Raw genomic sequence first — 17,292 nt, 5'->3', positions numbered from 1 at the left:
ATACTAACTTGAAATGGTACCTTGTGCACTAGTCGCTTAAAATGACTACTGCACAAGGTCTTTTTTTATTGAAAATAAATTAGTGTTAACCTTTTATTTAAATAGGTTGACTCAAATGGTGTTCTTTTTGTATGATTAGGTAACAAATGAAATATTGAGGTGACTTATGGGGACTGTAGTTGAGAAAAGAAGAACTGGTATGAGTGCGTTAAGTCTTGTTTATAGTGCAATGTTTGCGTCGCTAATGATGATTGGTGCGAATATTACAGCGTTCGTTCCGTTTCTCGTTGTGGGTAGCGTGCCAATTACTTTGCAAACATTTTTTGCTGTTTTATCTGGATTGATTCTTGGGAGTCGACTTGGCGCAATTTCGATGACGGTGTATATGTGCATCGGGCTTGCGGGTGCGCCTGTTTTTTCAAAGTTTAGTGGCGGTGCGGGTGCTATTCTAAGCCCAACTTTTGGATTCATAGTTTCTTTTATTTTAGTAGCTTATGTTGCAGGGAAAATTGTTGAAAAGAATAGTAGTTTAAAAGCTTATGTATCGGCCGGGCTTATTGCGACGGCAATCAATTATATAATCGGGACAAATTGGATGTACTTTGCTTACAAAGCTTGGGCAGCGGCTCCGGATGTATTCACGTATAAAATTGCTTGGATTTGGATGTTGCCGCCGTTGCCGAAAGATATCGCGCTTGGCGTTCTTGCGGGTATGTTTGGTCACAGAATGTATAAAGTATTGAAAGTGAGGAAATAACATGACAGTTTATGAAAAAATTGCGGACCAAGTACTAGCAGGACATATTTTAACGGATGAGGAAGCACTTTCGATATTGGAAAGTCCCGACGAAGATTTACTACCACTTCTCCATGCGGCTTATAAGGTGCGAAAGCATTATTACGGCAACAGAGTTAAATTAAATATGATTATTAATACGAAATCAGGGTTATGTCCTGAAAACTGTGGCTACTGTGCGCAGTCGATTATTTCAACAGCGCCTGTTGAAAAGTATTCCATGATGAAAAAAGATGAAATCGTTGCAGGTGCAGAGCGTGCAGTATCAGTGAATGCTGGAACGTATTGTATCGTAGCAAGTGGGCGTGGACCAGCGGATCGTGAACTTGATATTGTTATTGATTCTGTTAAGGAAATTAAATTAAAGCATTCACATATGACGGTATGTGCCTGTCTTGGTTTATTAAAACCAGAACAGGCGAAGCGTTTAAAAGAGGCGGGCGTCGATCGGTACAACCACAATATTAATACGTCGGCGGAGCATCATGAAAGTATTACAACATCTCATACTTATGAAGACCGCGTGAATACTGTAGACATCGTGAAGCAGTCAGGCATTTCTCCTTGTTCGGGTGTTATTATCGGGATGCGTGAAACTAAACAAGATGTTATTTCAATGGCTCGAAGCTTGTATGCAATGGATGCAGATTCAATTCCAGTAAATTTCTTGCATGCAGTAGACGGTACACCGCTGGGGGGGACGGACGAATTAAATCCGCGTTATAGTTTGAAAGTGCTTTGCCTCTTTAGATTCATTAATCCAACAAAAGAAATACGGATTTCGGGTGGACGAGAAGTAAACTTGCGTAGCTTGCAACCACTAGGCTTGTACCCGGCAAATTCAGTTTTCGTAGGAGATTATTTAACGACTGTTGGCCAAGAAAGTGATCGTGACCGAGAAATGCTTGAAGATTTAGGGTTTGAAGTAGATTTGGAGCCATTAAATAGAGCACCAATATTAATTTGAATAAAAAATGGACTGCCTTGGATGAAAAAGGCAGTCCATTTTTTTATATCGGACAGTTGGTGCAGGATATCGGACATAAAAGAGATTATATCAGCGCATGTAGCTCATATATCGGACAATTAACCAGTTATATCGACGAGCTTTACTATTATATCGGCAAATCATTACTTTCGAACTATCCCTTCAAACAAATTTAAAAAATAAAAATGAAACGAAATTGAAACTGAGTCGTATTATTAGATAGACGACCAAATCTAACGAATAGAAAAGAGTGTTATTATGATTAACTTATTACTATTTTCATTAATCGCAGGCGCAATTGCGAGTATAATCATTGTCCCTTTAATGCCGGGGAAGAAGGATGAAGAGGGCACTTTATCATTTAACAGATTGACCGCAATTATTGTAATCACAGTCGTTGCTGCAATTGGTCTATTTGCGTTTTATTACGTGACTCATATGGATCGTAACTGGAATTCGCTATGGGTTTTACTTATCATTGTTACTTTACTTGGTGCGTTGGCATCTAAAGGCATTGAACGGAAGACGAAAATTGTTTTATTTCTAGTGACGCTAATTTTTGGCGCCTATATTTTAAGTGCACCACTATTTAATGCGAACAAGAAATACAAAGCAGTGGAAATGGATCAGCAAGTTGAAATTACAGCATTTGATCAAACAAAAACGCCGGCAAGTGTGCCGCCGAAGTTTGCGCGTAATAAGATGAAAAAAGCATTCGGGCAAGTGCCGAATACAAGTTATTATGAGCTTGGCCATTTGCAAATTCAAAAGGTAGACGATAAGTTTGTCTACATCGCACCAGTTGAGTTTTCAGGGTTTTTTAAATGGTTTAACGGCAAGACAACGCCTGGTTATTTTACAATGAGCGCAACTGATTCGTCGGATAATCCGAAGTTTGTGAAGGCTGAAATGGCTTATACACCGTCTTCGTACTTCCATAAACAAGTAACGCGTCATATACGAATGGCGATGCCGAATCTCATCTTCTATGGTGATGTCCAGCTTGAAATCGATGATGCTGGAAAACCATTTTATATTCGATCGTATGGGGACTTTATTACGGGAAGAAATGGTTTTGATGTACAAGGTATTGTGACGGTTGATTCGGATACGGGTAAAGTTGAGAAATATGCGCTTAAAGATATACCAGAATTCATAGATGGAGCAGTTTCACCAGAAGCGGTAAGCTTGCAAAATAGTTATTTTGGTAATTATATTCATGGTTTCTGGAATTCAATTGTAGGAAAAAAAGAAGTGAAGTTGCCTTCTGATGAAGGAACGGAAGCGAATGTAAGCCCAGTTTTTGATGAGTCTGGTCATATGTTCTATTTCACAGACTTTACGAGTCCAAAAGAAGGTGTCGATTCAATGCTTGGTTATGCTTTGACAGATGGCCGAACTGGAAAAGCAACCTATTATACAGGTAATTTGGAAGAGTCATATATGGATTCGCAAGGGGCACTTCAAATTATTGAGAAGAAGTTTATAGAAAAGAAATGGGTAGGAGAAATGCCGGTCCTTTACAACTTTTACGGAGAGGCAAGTTGGTTGACGCCGGTTCTTGATTCAAACGGCTTCCTGCAAAATTATTTTATCGTTTCTGCTGCCAACCCTGAAATATCAGTTTATGGGAATACACCCAATGAATCATTAAAGCTTTATAAGGTAGCTCTCCAACGAGGTGGTAGCACTTTGAACGGTAGTTCGAATGCGGATGAGGCAAAGGCTGCTTTCACTGTTATGCGGATCTTTAAAGAGCGTGTGGGTGATTACACACTTGTGTCGGTACTTGCTGACGATGGACAAAACTACCTTGTTTCATCTGAGACGGAACCTCTTGCGATTTATATTCAAGAAGGAGACAAGCTCATTTTAACTTATTTAGAAACAGGAGAATTATTCCTACCAGTGAAAGAGTTAACGAATGTGAGCATGGAATAGTTTTATTCCGAAAAAATGGACTTCCCGTTGTATTGGGAAGTCCATTTTTGCTCATGATGTAGAAAAAGGCTTTAGTATATCTTTTTTGGGTTCCGTTTGTAAGGTGAGTACTTTATCTGTCGGCTCATACTTTTCACCGTAAAATGTTTCATCTTTATATGTGTGTATTTCGTCGTAAGTTTTTGTCATTGCTTCATATATTTCTTCTTCGTCAGCGTCGTTAGGTGACCAATATAAAATTTCTAAACCTGTATTTTCGCCCGTAGCGAGTGAGCGACGATTAAAGTCAATACGCTGCGCATGTGAAAAGTTTTCGCGTGCATAAAACTTGAGTCGTTTTTCTGTATCTGTATCTTCATAATCAACTGGTTCTACTTCTAAAAGAATGTGTTTATTTTTGGCTTTTAATTTGGACAGGATTTTATGCCCCAGACCTTCGCCCCTTGCTTGTTTTGAAACGAATAAATAATCTACAAACACGAAGTTTTGAAATTCAACATACATTAAAACATGATTTGGGCCTTCATCTTTTTTGTAAACTGTCTTTTTCTCATTTAATAAAGCTTCCATATGTTCCTTGGACTTCATTTCTTCAACAGGAAAGTACTCATTTAACTTCTCATACCAATTCAAAACTTATTGCCTCCAATAATTGATTTGCCCGGCGTTTTTGTTTCGATTTAATTAAGACAGGAACAAAATAGCGCTGGAAAAATCCTGCTAATATTTTAATACCCCCTATTATAGAAAAGTAAACAAATTAGCAAAAGAAGCAGGAGTGCATATCAATTGCGAATTGGTTTACCCGTCTGTAGAATATAGTCAAAGATAGTCAAAGTCAATGACTAATCACCCGTAATGAAAGAGGTGAGAAGATGCGAAGTATTTCCGATATTATTGAAGGATATTTAAAGAAGATTATAGAAGATGAACAGGATGGGTCAGTTGAAATTAAAAGGCATGAAGTTGCTGAAATGTTTCAATGTGTACCCTCACAAATTAATTATGTCATTAATACCAGGTTCACAGCTGAGCGTGGCTATGCTGTTGAATCCAAAAGAGGCGGTGGCGGTTATATCCGTATTTTTCGTGTCCGCACAAATTCATGCAAAGAATTAATTGAACATGTTTTATCTGGTTTAAATGCAGGTGCATCTCACACGATGGCCGAAGATGTTGTATTAAGGTTGATGGAGGCAGAAGTAATATCCGAACGAGAATCTAAACTTATGCTAGCAGCAATCGACCGCACAACAATTCGTCCACAGTTTTCTGATCGTGACGAAATTCGTGCGCGCGTTTTAGAAGCAATGCTTTTAACGCTAATATATGAGCAACTTGATTAAAATAATCCTACTACGGTGAGGCGGTATTTTATGATTTGTGAAAATTGCAAGGAGCGTCCTGCTACGGTCACTATTACGAAGGGCTTTATTGGTGAATCATTTGAACGCCATTTATGTGAAAAATGTGCATTTCAGTCTGAGACATTTAGTTTTAATCCGAATCACGAGCCTTTGTCTATTCAACAATTTTTATCGCATTGGTTTAGTGGTACGGATCCATTTCAAGCGCAGCCTCAAAAAACAGACTCAGCAGTTCCTGAATTAGAATGTGCTGGCTGTAAATTAACCTTTAATAAGTTTTTAGATATAGGGAAATTTGGTTGTCCAACCTGCTATGAGACATTTCGCAACAGACTACCTCAAGTTTTTGGGAAATTGCATAATGGTCAATCAAAACACAAGGGTAAAATACCTGTTTCATTTAATGAGTTATACGCGATAAAGCGTAATATAGAAGAGGTTCGCTTGAAAATGCAAGAAGCTGTTAATGAGGAGCGTTTTGAAGAAGCTGCCGTTTTACGTGATGAAGCAAATCAACTTCAAAATCAACTTGTACTAGGAGGTGAGGAAGACAATGTCAATTGAAAAATTCATGCAAAATGCGGTAACCGGCTGGATGGTAGCGCACGGTGAACACTCTGACATTGTGATGGCAACTCGAATCCGGCTTGCTAGAAACTTCCGAGGATATAACTTTCCAATTGCTGCTTCAGAGGAACAAGCGTTAGCTGTCGATAAAATGGTTACGGGAACATTAATGGATTATTCTGAGGAGGCATCGTATACCTATTTGAAGATGTCTGAACTTCCTGCATTGGAACGCGAAGTGCTTATAGAGAAGCATTTAGTGAGTCCGCAGCTTACCGATACTGACCGTTATGGTGCTGTTTTGTTGTCAGCTGATGAGACGGTCAGCGTTATGGTGAATGAGGAAGACCACGTTCGAATACAGTGTATTTACCCCGGCTTACAGTTAGCTGATGCATATGATAAAGCAAACGAAGTAGATGATTTATTAGAAAAAGAGCTACCTTACGCATTCGATGAAGAGTTTGGTTACTTGACGAGTTGTCCTTCAAATACCGGAACCGGCATGCGTGCATCTGTGATGATGCATTTGCCAGCACTGACAATTACGAAACAGATTGAACGAATTATTCCAGCCATTTCTAGGTTAGGCATGGTTGTACGTGGTAGTTATGGTGAAGGTAGCAAAGCGCTTGGCAATGTTTACCAAGTGTCGAATCAGGTAACACTAGGTAAAACCGAAAAAGAAATTCTGAAAGAACTTGAAAATATTACTTCCCGATTAATCACATATGAACGTAAGTCACGAGAAAGTTTATTATTAAAATCACGCGTCGCATTAGAAAATAAGTTATTTAGATCTTTGGGAACTTTAGTTTATTCACGCTTACTTCAAACTGGAGAAGCAGCACATTGTTTATCGGATGTTCGACTTGGCATAGACTTGGGTATCATTAAAGATGTAGACGTTTCTATTTTAAATGAATTAATGATTTTCATGCAGCCTGGTTTTCTTCAACAGTATGCAGAAACAGAATTATCCCAAGAAGAAAGAGATATTTTCCGAGCAAAACTTTTTCGTGAAAGACTTCTTGTCGTTAAGGAAATCCCGTTATCAGAAAAGGAAGTTGATGATTGAGCATTGAGCAACATTTTTGCATGACGTACTGCTATTTAGTATAGTTAAGTCAAAGATAGTCAAAGTCAGTAAATGAAGGGTTTTTATTGAATGAATTGAATACATTGTATAGAGTGAATCTTTTTTTGAAAGTTAGGTCTGCATCATGAAGAAATTTATTATATATAGATAGAAGGAGAGGACTGAATATGATGTTTAATCGATTCACACAACGCGCGCAAAAAGTATTACAACTAGCTCAAGAAGAGGCAATCCGTATGAAGCACGATTCAATCGGAACAGAGCATATTTTACTTGGTTTAATTCGCGAAGGCGGAGGCATTGCTGCTAAGGCGCTTGAGGCGATCGAAGTTGACTTTACAACAATTGAAGAAGGTGTTGAAAAATTAGTCGGCTCTGGAACAAAAGATGTTGGACCGATTGTTCACTATACCCCTCGTGCAAAAAAAGTTATTGAACTTTCAGTTGATGAGTCTCGTAAATTAGGCCATTCATATATTGGTACAGAACATATACTACTTGCGCTTATTCGTGAGGGTGAAGGCGTCGCAGCACGTGTGTTAAGTAATGCTGGCGTTAGTTTAAATAAAGCGCGTCAACAAGTACTTCAATTGCTTGGCAGTAATGATAGCTCTGCTGGTAGCAATACAACATCTACATCAGCTGCAACTCCTACATTAGACGGACTTGCGCGAGATTTAACTGAAGTAGCCCGCGAAGGTCTACTGGATCCGGTAATTGGAAGAAGTAAAGAAATTACTCGCGTGATTGAAGTACTAGCGCGTCGTACGAAAAACAACCCTGTACTAATCGGTGAACCAGGTGTTGGTAAAACAGCGATTGCTGAAGGTCTTGCACAACAAGTTGTCAACAATGAAGTGCCGGAAATTTTACGTGATAAAAGAGTAATGACGCTTGATATGGGTACAGTTGTCGCGGGGACGAAATACCGCGGTGAATTTGAAGACCGTATGAAGAAAGTAATGGAAGAAATCCGTAACGCAGGTAATGTTATTTTATTTATAGATGAACTTCACACTTTAATTGGTGCAGGCGGAGCTGAAGGAGCAATTGATGCTTCTAATATATTGAAACCATCTCTTGCACGCGGCGAACTTCAGTGTATTGGTGCAACGACAATTGATGAATACCGTAAGTATATCGAAAAAGATGCAGCGCTTGAACGACGTTTTCAACCAATCCAAGTCGATGAGCCGTCTGTAGAAGAATCAATCCAGATTTTACACGGTTTGCGTGACCGTTATGAGGCGCATCACCGCGTAATTATTACGGATGAGGCAATTGAAGCAGCTGCTAAAATGTCTGATCGTTATATTTCTGACAGATTTCTTCCGGACAAAGCGATAGATTTAATCGATGAGGCAGGTTCTAAAGTCCGTTTACGTTCGTATACGACACCGCCTAATATGAAAGAGCTCGAATCGAAACTTGAAGCAATACGATCTGAAAAGAATGCTGCGGTTCAAAGCCAAGAATTTGAGAAAGCAGCTTCTTTCCGCGACTCTGAGCAAAAGATGAAAGAAGAACTTGATAAGACAAAGTCTGCTTGGAAAGAAGAACAAGGGAAAACGGAGTCGAAAGTGACTGTCAATGATATTGCGGAAGTAGTCGCAATGTGGACGGGGATTCCGGTTTCGAAAATTGCTGAAACTGAATCAATTAAATTATTGAAAATGGAAGACACGCTTCACGAGCGGGTTATAGGGCAAGCTGAAGCTGTTACAGCTATTTCTCGGGCAATCAGGCGTGCTAGAGCGGGCTTGAAAGATCCTAAGCGTCCAATAGGTTCATTCATCTTCTTAGGCCCTACAGGTGTAGGGAAAACAGAATTGGCACGTGCGCTTGCAGAGACTATGTTCGGAGACGAAGATTCGATGATTCGTGTCGACATGTCGGAATACATGGAAAAACACTCTACATCTCGACTTGTCGGTTCTCCACCAGGATATGTTGGACATGAAGACGGTGGGCAGTTAACAGAGAAAGTTAGACGTAAACCTTATTCAGTTATACTTCTAGATGAAATAGAAAAAGCGCATCCGGACGTTTTTAATATTCTTCTTCAAGTACTTGAGGATGGTAGACTAACGGATTCCAAAGGTCGCACAGTCGATTTCAGAAACACAGTCGTGATTATGACATCTAACGTTGGTGCACAAGCACTTAGACAAAATCGTTACGTAGGCTTTAATTTACAAGACAGTGATCATGACTACGAAGGTATGAAATCGAAGATGCTTGAAGAGTTGAAGAAAACATTCCGTCCAGAGTTTTTAAACCGTGTGGATGAAATGATTGTATTTCACTCACTTGAAAAAGAGCATTTACGTAAGATTGTATCTCTTATGTCGAATGAATTATCTAAGCGTCTTAAAGAGCAAGATATTGAACTTATATTGACAGATGCCGCTCAAGAAAAGATAGCTGAAATTGGCTATGACCCAGAATACGGAGCGCGACCACTTCGTCGGGCTATTCAAAAGCATATTGAAGACCGTTTATCTGAGGAGCTCTTAAGTGGAACGGCTTTAGTCGGTGGTAAAGTAACTGTAGATGTAGAAGAAGGCGAATTTGTTGTTCAGACGGATGAAGTAAAAGAAAAACAAATAGCGGAAAAGTAAAGAGAAGAACAGGATAGTCTACCCGCCAATTTTTGGTGCGAGTGGGCTGTCCTTTTCGTCTTAGGAGGTACATATGTCGAAAAGGAAATCTAAGTTTATGTGTAAGTCTTGCGGGTATGAATCTCCTAAATGGATGGGACGCTGTCCGGGTTGCGGTGAATGGAATTCTATGAACGAAGAAATTGAAGTTGAGCGAAAAGGTCCGCGCGGTGCATTTCAACATACGGAAAATGTACGCCAAAAGGCGATGCCAATCAGTTCAATAGAAATTGCAGATGAACCAAGGGTGGATACAGATTTAGATGAATTAAACCGTGTGCTAGGTGGTGGGATTGTACCGGGTTCTCTTATTCTCACAGCTGGTGATCCGGGTATTGGAAAGTCTACATTGCTCCTCCAAGTATCTTCTTTGCTCGCGAATAAAGGGCACCGAGTTCTTTATATTTCAGGAGAAGAATCAATACGCCAAACGAAGCTGCGTGCTGGACGATTAGGTGTGACGTCAGATGAATTATATATTTATGCGGAAACGGATTTAGAACAAATTCATTTAACAATTGAAGAAGTAAAACCACGCTTCGTAATTGTTGACTCAATCCAGACAATTCACCATCCAGAAGTGAAATCTGCACCTGGAAGTATTACGCAAGTACGTGAATGTACGGCAGAATTAATGCGTATCGCCAAAACACAAAATATCGCAATCTTTCTCGTAGGACACGTTACAAAAGACGGTCAAATTGCAGGTCCACGTTTACTTGAACATATGGTAGACACTGTTCTTTATTTTGAAGGTGAACGACATCACACATATAGAATCTTGCGCAGTGTGAAAAATAGATTTGGCTCGACAAACGAAATTGCGATATTTGAAATGTTGCAGTCTGGATTAAAAGAAGTTCTTAATCCGTCGGAGTTGTTTTTGCGTGAGCGTTCACAAGGTGGGGCGGGTTCTACGGTTGTTGCGTCCATGGAAGGAACGAGGCCAATCCTTGTTGAAATACAAGCGCTTGTCACACCGTCTAGTTTTAATTATCCTAAGAGAATGGCGACGGGCTTGGACCAGAACCGTGTGTCACTTTTAATGGCTGTTCTGGAAAAACGCATGGGTATGCTTCTGCAAGCGCAGGATGCTTATATTAAAGTTGCCGGCGGCGTTAAATTAGATGAACCTGCAATTGATCTTGCGGTCTTAGTTAGTATCGTCTCTAGCTACCGTGATGCAGCAGCGGGGCTATCGGATTGTTTTATTGGCGAAGTTGGTCTTACTGGGGAAGTGCGCCGCGTTTCACGAATAGAACAGCGCGTTACTGAAGCCGCAAAACTTGGTTTTGAACGCGCAATTGTGCCGTCCTCGAACATTGGCGGTTGGGATTTTCCAAAAGGTATTAAAGTTGTGGGTGTAGAAACTGTTAGTGATGCTTTAAAAATTGCTTTTACAAAGGAATAAAAATTATGGCGGCTGGGTCAAGGTATAATAAAGATTGCGATTTAAGAAACGTTAATCTTGATTCAGTCGTCTACTATGTATGCTCAAGTAAGCATTCAGACTAAGTTTATTTATTTGAACAGGTTAAAGTGCGCGAGTTTCAGGGAATACATGTATAATTAAAAAAAGGTGGTGGTTCATAATGTTAAAGAAAGTAGTTCAGCTTTCGTTCCTGCTAATTGGTGGAACACTAGGGGTTTTATTTTTACCGCTATTATTCGCGATTATTCCTTTTACTGCAAACCCATTTATTAATAATCCCTATGTTTCTGCAATCCTAGGTGCAGTATTATTCTTTTTCTTGAGTATCTTTCTGACGTTACCAATTGTGAATTTTATAAAGTGGATGGAAGACCGTCTATTAAAAGCGCCCATTTTCGATTTATTATTTGGTACAATTGGCTTGATGGTTGGATTAATTGTGGCATTTCTTGTTAGTTTCGGAATTGGAAGTATTGAACTTCCGATTATTACACCTATTTTATCTGTTTTACCGATTATATTATTTGTTATACTTGGTTATCTGGGCTTTCAGGTTGGTTTTAAACAACGTGCTGAAATTATTGAGGCTATGCAAACTGCTAAAAGTTCTGGGCCTAAGAAGAAAGATATTGATGGAGTAGTTACTGAAACAAGAGGGAAAGTATATAAAATTTTGGATACAAGCGTGATTATTGATGGACGAATAGCGGATATATCTGCTACTGGTTTTCTGGAAGGTGTTTTGGTTGTTCCGCAGTTTGTTTTAACGGAACTTCAGCATATTGCAGATTCATCGGATACGTTGAAAAGAACAAAAGGTAGGCGTGGTCTTGATGTACTAAGAAGATTGCAAACAGATGATGGACCAGGGATTTTAATTACAGATCAAGACTTCGTTGATGTAGCAGAAGTTGATTTAAAACTCGTCAGACTTGCCAAGGACATGGGTGGACTTGTGGTTACCAATGACTTTAATTTAAATAAAGTAGCGGATCTTCATGGTGTCTTCGTTCTTAATATTAATGACTTGGCGAATGCAGTTAAACCTGTTGTTATTCCTGGAGAAGACATGCATGTAGTCGTTATTAAAGACGGCAAAGAACATAATCAAGGCGTTGCATATTTGGATGATGGAACAATGATTGTTGTTGAAGATGGTCGAAACCATATTGGGAATGCAATTGATGTAGTCGTAACGAGCGTTCTGCAAACGTCTGCTGGTCGAATGATTTTTGCGAAGCCTAAAAATGAAAAATCTGCGCGTGCTAATTAATCAAATCATAGCTAAATTGCTTATCTATGAAAAAGAATAGGAAGATAGCGATTGAATTATACAGTAATGGTACCAGCAGCTGGAAGTGGACAGCGAATGGGTGCGGGACATAATAAACTGTTTCTAATGCTTGAGCAGATGCCGATTTTTATTCATACGCTTACAGTATTTGAAGAAGATACAGCTTGTGAAGGTATTATTATAGCTGTGAAACCAACCGAACGTTTAGAAATCCAATCTATGATCAAGCAATTTCAAATTACCAAGGTAAAAGAAATTGTGGATGGGGGAAGCGAGCGTCAACATAGCGTTGAGGCCTGCATTAAAGCGCATGGTGAAAAAGGGATTGTTCTCGTTCATGATGCTGCGAGACCTTTTATTCGCGTTAATGTAATTACGAGTTTAGTCAATGCTGCAGTGGAGCACGGCGCATCTATTGCGGCAGTTCGGGCTAAAGACACGATGAAATTGGCACCGTTTGGTATTGTAGAAAAGACAGTAGACCGCAATGCGTTGTGGATTGTTCAAACACCACAAGCGTTCCAATACGATGTGTTGAAAAAGGCCTCTGACCAAGCCCATGAAGACGGGTTCTTGGGGACGGATGAATCTATGCTTGTAGAACGAATTGGATATCCTGTGCACATTGTTGAGAGTTCATATGACAATGTTAAGATGACAACGCAGGAAGATCTGGTTTTTGGAGAGATATATCTAAGAAGACAGCGACAGGAGGCAAACAAATGATTCGAATAGGACAAGGTTTTGATGTACATGAATTTGAAGAGGGAAGACCGTTAATTATTGGTGGTATCACAATCCCTCATGAAAAAGGTTTAGTTGGGCACTCGGATGCTGATGTTCTTTTACATACAATTACTGATGCGGCACTTGGTGCGATTGGTGAAGGAGATATCGGACGCCATTTTCCGGATACGGATCAAGCATTTAAAGACGCGGACTCTGCTATATTATTAGAGAAAATCTGGGAGATTGTAACGGCACGTGGCTATAAACTCGGCAATATCGATTGTACGATAATCGCCCAAAAACCGAAAATGGCACCGTATATTGGTGAGATACAGAAGCGGGTTGCTAAGTTGCTAAATGCGGATGTTTCACAGGTGAATGTAAAAGCAACAACAACTGAGAAGTTAGGGTTTACTGGTCGTGAAGAAGGTATTGCTTCAATGGCTGTAATTTTACTAGAGAAAATATAATTTAACGTCAAAATAACTTATTGTTAATAGACATGCAAAATTAGGAGGATTTATTATGACAAATGAAGTACGCGTTAGATACGCACCGAGTCCTACAGGACATTTACATATTGGTAACGCAAGAACAGCGCTTTTTAACTATTTATATGCGCGTAATCTTGGTGGGAAATTTATAATTCGAATTGAAGATACAGATGGTAAACGGAATATTGAAGGTGGCGAGAAGTCACAGCTTGATTATCTTAAATGGTTAGGTATGGATTGGGATGAAAGCGTTGATGTAGGTGGAGATTATGGCCCGTACCGACAATCCGAAAGAAATGAGATATATAAAGGGTTATACGAGCAGTTACTAGAAAAAGATTTGGCATATAAATGTTACTGTACATCTGAAGAACTCGAAGCTGAACGTGAGGCACAGTCTGCTAAGAGTCAAATGCCTCGATATGGCGGGAAATGTCGTCACTTAACTGCGGATGATCGTGCTGCGCTTGAAGCTGAGGGAAGAGAGCCGAGTATTCGATTTGCGGTGCCTAAAGGGAAAACATATACGTTTAATGACATGGTGAAAGACAATGTATCCTTTGAATCGGATGGTATTGGCGACTTTGTTATCGTGAAAAAAGACGGGATACCAACTTATAACTTTGCAGTAGCTGTTGATGATGAATATATGAAAATTACGCATGTTTTACGAGGCGATGACCATATATCGAATACACCTAGACAACTTATGATTTATGAAGCGTTTGGGTGGAAAGCGCCAATCTTTGGCCATATGACATTGATTGTTAATGATCAACGTAAAAAGTTAAGTAAACGTGATGAGTCAATTATTCAGTTTATTGAACAATACGAAGAGCTGGGTTATTTACCGGAAGCTATTTTTAACTTTATCGTTCTTCTTGGCTGGTCTCCTGAAGGGGAAGAGGAGTTATTTACGAAAGAAGAGCTAGTTTCTATTTTCGATGCAAATCGTTTATCAAAATCACCGGCGGTATTTGATAAAGACAAATTGGCATGGATGAATAATCAATATATTAAAAAGTTGCCACTTGAAAAAGTGATTGAAATTGCATTGCCGCATTTGCAAAAATCTGGGGCGTTACCAGTGGAGTTAAGCGATGAACAAAAGGATTGGGCGCATGACTTAATCGCACTTTATCACGATCAATTAAGCTTTGGTGCTGAAATTGTTGAGCTATCCGCCCAGTTCTTCACTGAGGCAATTGAATATGATGAACAATCTAAGGCTGTACTTTCTGCTGAGCAAGTACCGGAAGTAATGGCGTCACTAAAAGGACAGTTTGAGGCGCTAGAGACATTCGATGCTGACTCGATAAAAGCTGCAATCAAAGCGGTTCAAAAAGAAACTGGGCATAAAGGTAAAAACTTGTTTATGCCGGTTCGTGTAGTTACAACTGGTCAAACAAATGGACCTGAGTTACCTGCAGCAATCGCGTTAATCGGTAAAGAAGTTGCGATTTCACGTATTTCAAATTTTTCTGGTCAGTAAAATTGACATTTTAAATACTGTGTGTAAAATTGAACTATTAAGAAAATTCGAGAGTATAATAGTGGTTAAAGCGTTTATTCTTGCTTAGTAACCCTATAATTAAAACCTAGATAAGGATAAGTACACAATGTAAGCTCTACAGAGAGGATCGTCATTGGCTGCAAATGATCCGTGCCGCTACGTTGTGGAAATGCCCCTTTGAGTGTCGCGCCGAAAGAGTAGTAGGCCGAACGCTTCGCCAGCGTTATAGGGCTTTAAGCGGGAAGGTGTGACCTTTCAAGCGGAGTGGAACCACGTATTTAATACGTCTCTGTCATTTTTGGCAGAGGCGTATTTTTATTTTCTAAAATAAGGAGGAGAGCTGATTGTTTCGAAAAGTGAGAGAAGATATAAAGTGTATTTTAGAGCAGGATCCTGCGGCACGTAGTGGTTTTGAAGTTATATTAACTTATTCTGGTTTGCATGCGGTATGGTCACATCGAATTGCACATGCATTATATAAAAAGAATCTTCGTTTTTTGGCACGATGTGTTTCGCAAATTAATAGATTTTTTACGGGTATTGAAATTCATCCAGGTGCAACAATTGGGCGGCGATTATTTATTGACCACGGTATGGGGATCGTTATTGGAGAAACGTGTGAAATTGGTAATGATGTAACACTTTACCAAGGCGTTACACTTGGTGGAACTGGTAATGAACAAGGAAAAAGGCATCCTACACTACTTGACAACGTTTTAGTAGCATCGGGAGCAAAGGTTCTAGGGTCGATTACAATAGGAGAAAACAGTAAAGTCGGTGCTGGTTCTGTCGTATTGAAAGATGTGCCGGCGAATTCTACGGTTGTAGGTATTCCGGGAACTGTCGTTATTACAAACGGCGTAAAGGTTAGAGGTAAACATGACCATCAAGACTTACCGGATCCGGTGGCGGATAAGTGTAACCAGCTAGAAAGTAAAATAGCGTCTTTACAAAAACAAATTGAGCAGATTGAAGATACGAAAAAGAAAGAAGTGAATTTGTAATGGGTATTCAAATATATAACACATTAACAAGGAGTAAGGAGCCCTTCATTCCACTTGAAGAAGGTAAAGTAAAGATGTATGTATGCGGACCTACAGTTTATAATTACATCCACATTGGTAATGCGCGACCAGTTATCGTATTTGATACAGTGCGTCGCTATTTAGAATATCGGGGTTATGAAGTTAATTTTGTGTCTAACTTTACAGATGTTGATGATAAAATTATTAAAGCGGCCAGAGAACTTGGTGAAGATGTAAGTGAATTAACAGAGCGTTTTATTAATGCTTATTTTGAAGACGTTACAGCACTTGGTTGCAATAAGGCTGATGCGCATCCAAAAGTGACAGATCATATTGAAGATATTGTTGAGTTTGTTCAAGTCCTTGTTGACAAAGGCTATGCTTATGAGTCTCAAGGAGATGTTTATTACCGTACGAAAAAGTTTGAAGGTTATGGAAAATTATCCAGCCAATCTACGGATGAATTACTTGTTGGAGCGCGTATTGAAGAAGGCAATAAAAAGGAAAATTCGTTGGATTTTGTTCTTTGGAAAGCAGCAAAAGAAGGGGAAATCTCATGGGATAGCCCTTGGGGTCATGGTCGACCGGGATGGCATATAGAATGTTCTGTTATGGTGCGTGAGCATCTAGGAGACACAATTGATATTCATGCTGGTGGTCAAGACTTGGCATTTCCGCATCATGAAAATGAAATAGCGCAATCAGAAGCGATGACTGGAAAACAGTTCGCGAGGTATTGGATGCATAATGGGTATATTAATATTGATAACGAAAAGATGTCGAAGTCACTAGATAATTTTGTGCTTGTGAACGATATAAGAAAAAGTATCGACCCTACAGTTCTACGCTTTTTTATGTTATCAGTTCATTACAGACATCCAATTAACTTTTCGCAAGAGTTGGTTGAAAATGCATCAAATGGGCTTAATAGAATATTAACTGCTTATAATAACTTAAAGCATCGCCTTGAAAGTTCAACTAACTTGGTGGAGCAAAATAATATATGGGTGCCAAAGATTAATGAATGCAAATTCCAATTTGAAAAATCGATGGACGATGATTTTAATACGGCTAATGGTATAGCGGCGATATTTGAGTTAGCATCGCAAGCAAACGTATATTTATTAGAAGAGAATACAGAATCAGAAGTAATTGAGCAATTCATCTCTGCTTTTGAAGAATTGATGGATGTGTTAGGACTTAGAATTAGTAATAATGAAAATGATTTACTTGATGCTACAATTGAAGATTTAATTGAGAAAAGATTAGAAGCGCGTCGTAATCGTGATTTTAGTCGTTCGGACGAAATTAGAGATCAGTTAAAAGCACAAGGAATTCAACTGGAAGACACAGCGCAAGGTACACGTTGGAGAAGAGGGTGAAATAG

General features: G+C 39.4%; 15 protein-coding genes and 1 other annotated feature. Of the genes, 14 read left to right on the top strand and 1 reads right to left on the bottom strand.

The features are described 5' to 3' along the window. The first annotated feature begins 166 nt into the window (after window positions 1-166). From AC3RV6_RS17795 to AC3RV6_RS17785, 3 genes are all read left to right on the top strand, one after another. Window positions 167-757, top strand: a complete 591-nt coding sequence (locus tag AC3RV6_RS17795; RefSeq protein WP_489747289.1) for a biotin transporter BioY — start codon at window positions 167-169, stop codon at window positions 755-757. 1 nt (window position 758) lies between these two features. Further along, window positions 759-1,763: a biotin synthase BioB gene (gene bioB, locus AC3RV6_RS17790; RefSeq protein ID WP_489747288.1), complete on the top strand. Its 1,005-nt coding sequence runs from the start codon at window positions 759-761 to the stop codon at window positions 1,761-1,763. Between the two features lie 279 nt (window positions 1,764-2,042). After that, a complete protein-coding gene (locus AC3RV6_RS17785) occupies window positions 2,043-3,725 on the top strand; it encodes a hypothetical protein (protein WP_489747287.1) in 1,683 nt (560 codons plus the stop codon). Window positions 3,726-3,776: 51 nt separating this feature from the next. Here AC3RV6_RS17785 and AC3RV6_RS17780 read toward each other — a convergent pair whose 3' ends face one another. Beyond that, the gene (locus AC3RV6_RS17780) at window positions 3,777-4,358 is read right to left on the bottom strand and encodes a GNAT family N-acetyltransferase (RefSeq protein WP_489747286.1); all 582 of its coding nucleotides are present in this window, start codon (window positions 4,356-4,358) and stop codon (window positions 3,777-3,779) included. 242 nt (window positions 4,359-4,600) lie between these two features. Between AC3RV6_RS17780 and AC3RV6_RS17775 the strand changes: the two genes are divergently transcribed. The 11 genes from AC3RV6_RS17775 (at window position 4,601) to cysS (ending at window position 17,287) form a co-directional block, all read left to right on the top strand. Then, window positions 4,601-5,071 carry a CtsR family transcriptional regulator gene (locus AC3RV6_RS17775; RefSeq protein ID WP_489747285.1) on the top strand — a complete coding sequence of 157 codons (471 nt, stop codon included), beginning with the start codon at window positions 4,601-4,603 and terminating at the stop codon, window positions 5,069-5,071. A 30-nt stretch (window positions 5,072-5,101) separates the two neighbouring features. Then, window positions 5,102-5,656, top strand: a complete 555-nt coding sequence (locus tag AC3RV6_RS17770; protein ID WP_489747284.1) for a UvrB/UvrC motif-containing protein — start codon at window positions 5,102-5,104, stop codon at window positions 5,654-5,656. Then, the gene (gene mcsB, locus AC3RV6_RS17765) at window positions 5,646-6,737 is read left to right on the top strand and encodes a protein-arginine kinase McsB (RefSeq protein ID WP_489747283.1); all 1,092 of its coding nucleotides are present in this window, start codon (window positions 5,646-5,648) and stop codon (window positions 6,735-6,737) included. The genes AC3RV6_RS17770 and mcsB overlap by 11 nt, the downstream gene beginning before the upstream one ends. A 188-nt stretch (window positions 6,738-6,925) precedes the next feature. After that, window positions 6,926-9,379 (top strand): ATP-dependent Clp protease ATP-binding subunit, encoded by a 2,454-nt coding sequence (locus AC3RV6_RS17760; protein ID WP_489747282.1) that lies wholly within the window; start codon window positions 6,926-6,928, stop codon window positions 9,377-9,379. Window positions 9,380-9,452: 73 nt separating this feature from the next. Next, window positions 9,453-10,829, top strand: a complete 1,377-nt coding sequence (gene radA / locus AC3RV6_RS17755) for a DNA repair protein RadA (RefSeq protein WP_489747281.1) — start codon at window positions 9,453-9,455, stop codon at window positions 10,827-10,829. 181 nt (window positions 10,830-11,010) lie between these two features. After that, window positions 11,011-12,123, top strand: coding sequence for a PIN/TRAM domain-containing protein (locus AC3RV6_RS17750; protein WP_489747280.1), 1,113 nt, complete (start codon window positions 11,011-11,013; stop codon window positions 12,121-12,123). A 51-nt stretch (window positions 12,124-12,174) separates the two neighbouring features. Then, window positions 12,175-12,870, top strand: a complete 696-nt coding sequence (ispD, locus tag AC3RV6_RS17745; protein ID WP_489747279.1) for a 2-C-methyl-D-erythritol 4-phosphate cytidylyltransferase — start codon at window positions 12,175-12,177, stop codon at window positions 12,868-12,870. Then, window positions 12,867-13,343 (top strand): 2-C-methyl-D-erythritol 2,4-cyclodiphosphate synthase, encoded by a 477-nt coding sequence (ispF, locus tag AC3RV6_RS17740; RefSeq protein ID WP_489747278.1) that lies wholly within the window; start codon window positions 12,867-12,869, stop codon window positions 13,341-13,343. The genes ispD and ispF overlap by 4 nt, the downstream gene beginning before the upstream one ends. Window positions 13,344-13,398: 55 nt before the next feature. Continuing rightward, window positions 13,399-14,859, top strand: a complete 1,461-nt coding sequence (gltX, locus tag AC3RV6_RS17735; RefSeq protein ID WP_489747277.1) for a glutamate--tRNA ligase — start codon at window positions 13,399-13,401, stop codon at window positions 14,857-14,859. A gap of 98 nt (window positions 14,860-14,957) precedes the next feature. Then, window positions 14,958-15,174, top strand: a binding site (T-box leader). A gap of 50 nt (window positions 15,175-15,224) precedes the next feature. Continuing rightward, window positions 15,225-15,884 (top strand): serine O-acetyltransferase, encoded by a 660-nt coding sequence (gene cysE / locus AC3RV6_RS17730; protein WP_489747276.1) that lies wholly within the window; start codon window positions 15,225-15,227, stop codon window positions 15,882-15,884. Next, entirely contained in the window at window positions 15,884-17,287 is a 1,404-nt protein-coding gene (cysS, locus tag AC3RV6_RS17725) for a cysteine--tRNA ligase (protein ID WP_489747275.1), read from the top strand. Before cysE ends, cysS begins: the two co-directional genes overlap by 1 nt. The last annotated feature ends 5 nt before the right edge of the window (window positions 17,288-17,292 follow it).

This window comes from Sporosarcina sp. So3-204, from assembly GCF_058068165.1.
Note: the sequence above shows the minus strand (reverse complement) of the source record. Positions and strands in the feature narration are given on the sequence as shown.

Coding starts and splice junctions, on each gene's coding strand:
- AC3RV6_RS17795 (WP_489747289.1), top strand. CDS start 167: ATGGGGACTGTAGTTGAGAAAAGAAGAACTGGTATGAGTGCGTTAAGT.
- bioB (WP_489747288.1), top strand. CDS start 759: ATGACAGTTTATGAAAAAATTGCGGACCAAGTACTAGCAGGACATATT.
- AC3RV6_RS17785 (WP_489747287.1), top strand. CDS start 2,043: ATGATTAACTTATTACTATTTTCATTAATCGCAGGCGCAATTGCGAGT.
- AC3RV6_RS17775 (WP_489747285.1), top strand. CDS start 4,601: ATGCGAAGTATTTCCGATATTATTGAAGGATATTTAAAGAAGATTATA.
- AC3RV6_RS17770 (WP_489747284.1), top strand. CDS start 5,102: ATGATTTGTGAAAATTGCAAGGAGCGTCCTGCTACGGTCACTATTACG.
- mcsB (WP_489747283.1), top strand. CDS start 5,646: ATGTCAATTGAAAAATTCATGCAAAATGCGGTAACCGGCTGGATGGTA.
- AC3RV6_RS17760 (WP_489747282.1), top strand. CDS start 6,926: ATGATGTTTAATCGATTCACACAACGCGCGCAAAAAGTATTACAACTA.
- radA (WP_489747281.1), top strand. CDS start 9,453: ATGTCGAAAAGGAAATCTAAGTTTATGTGTAAGTCTTGCGGGTATGAA.
- AC3RV6_RS17750 (WP_489747280.1), top strand. CDS start 11,011: ATGTTAAAGAAAGTAGTTCAGCTTTCGTTCCTGCTAATTGGTGGAACA.
- ispF (WP_489747278.1), top strand. CDS start 12,867: ATGATTCGAATAGGACAAGGTTTTGATGTACATGAATTTGAAGAGGGA.
- gltX (WP_489747277.1), top strand. CDS start 13,399: ATGACAAATGAAGTACGCGTTAGATACGCACCGAGTCCTACAGGACAT.
- cysS (WP_489747275.1), top strand. CDS start 15,884: ATGGGTATTCAAATATATAACACATTAACAAGGAGTAAGGAGCCCTTC.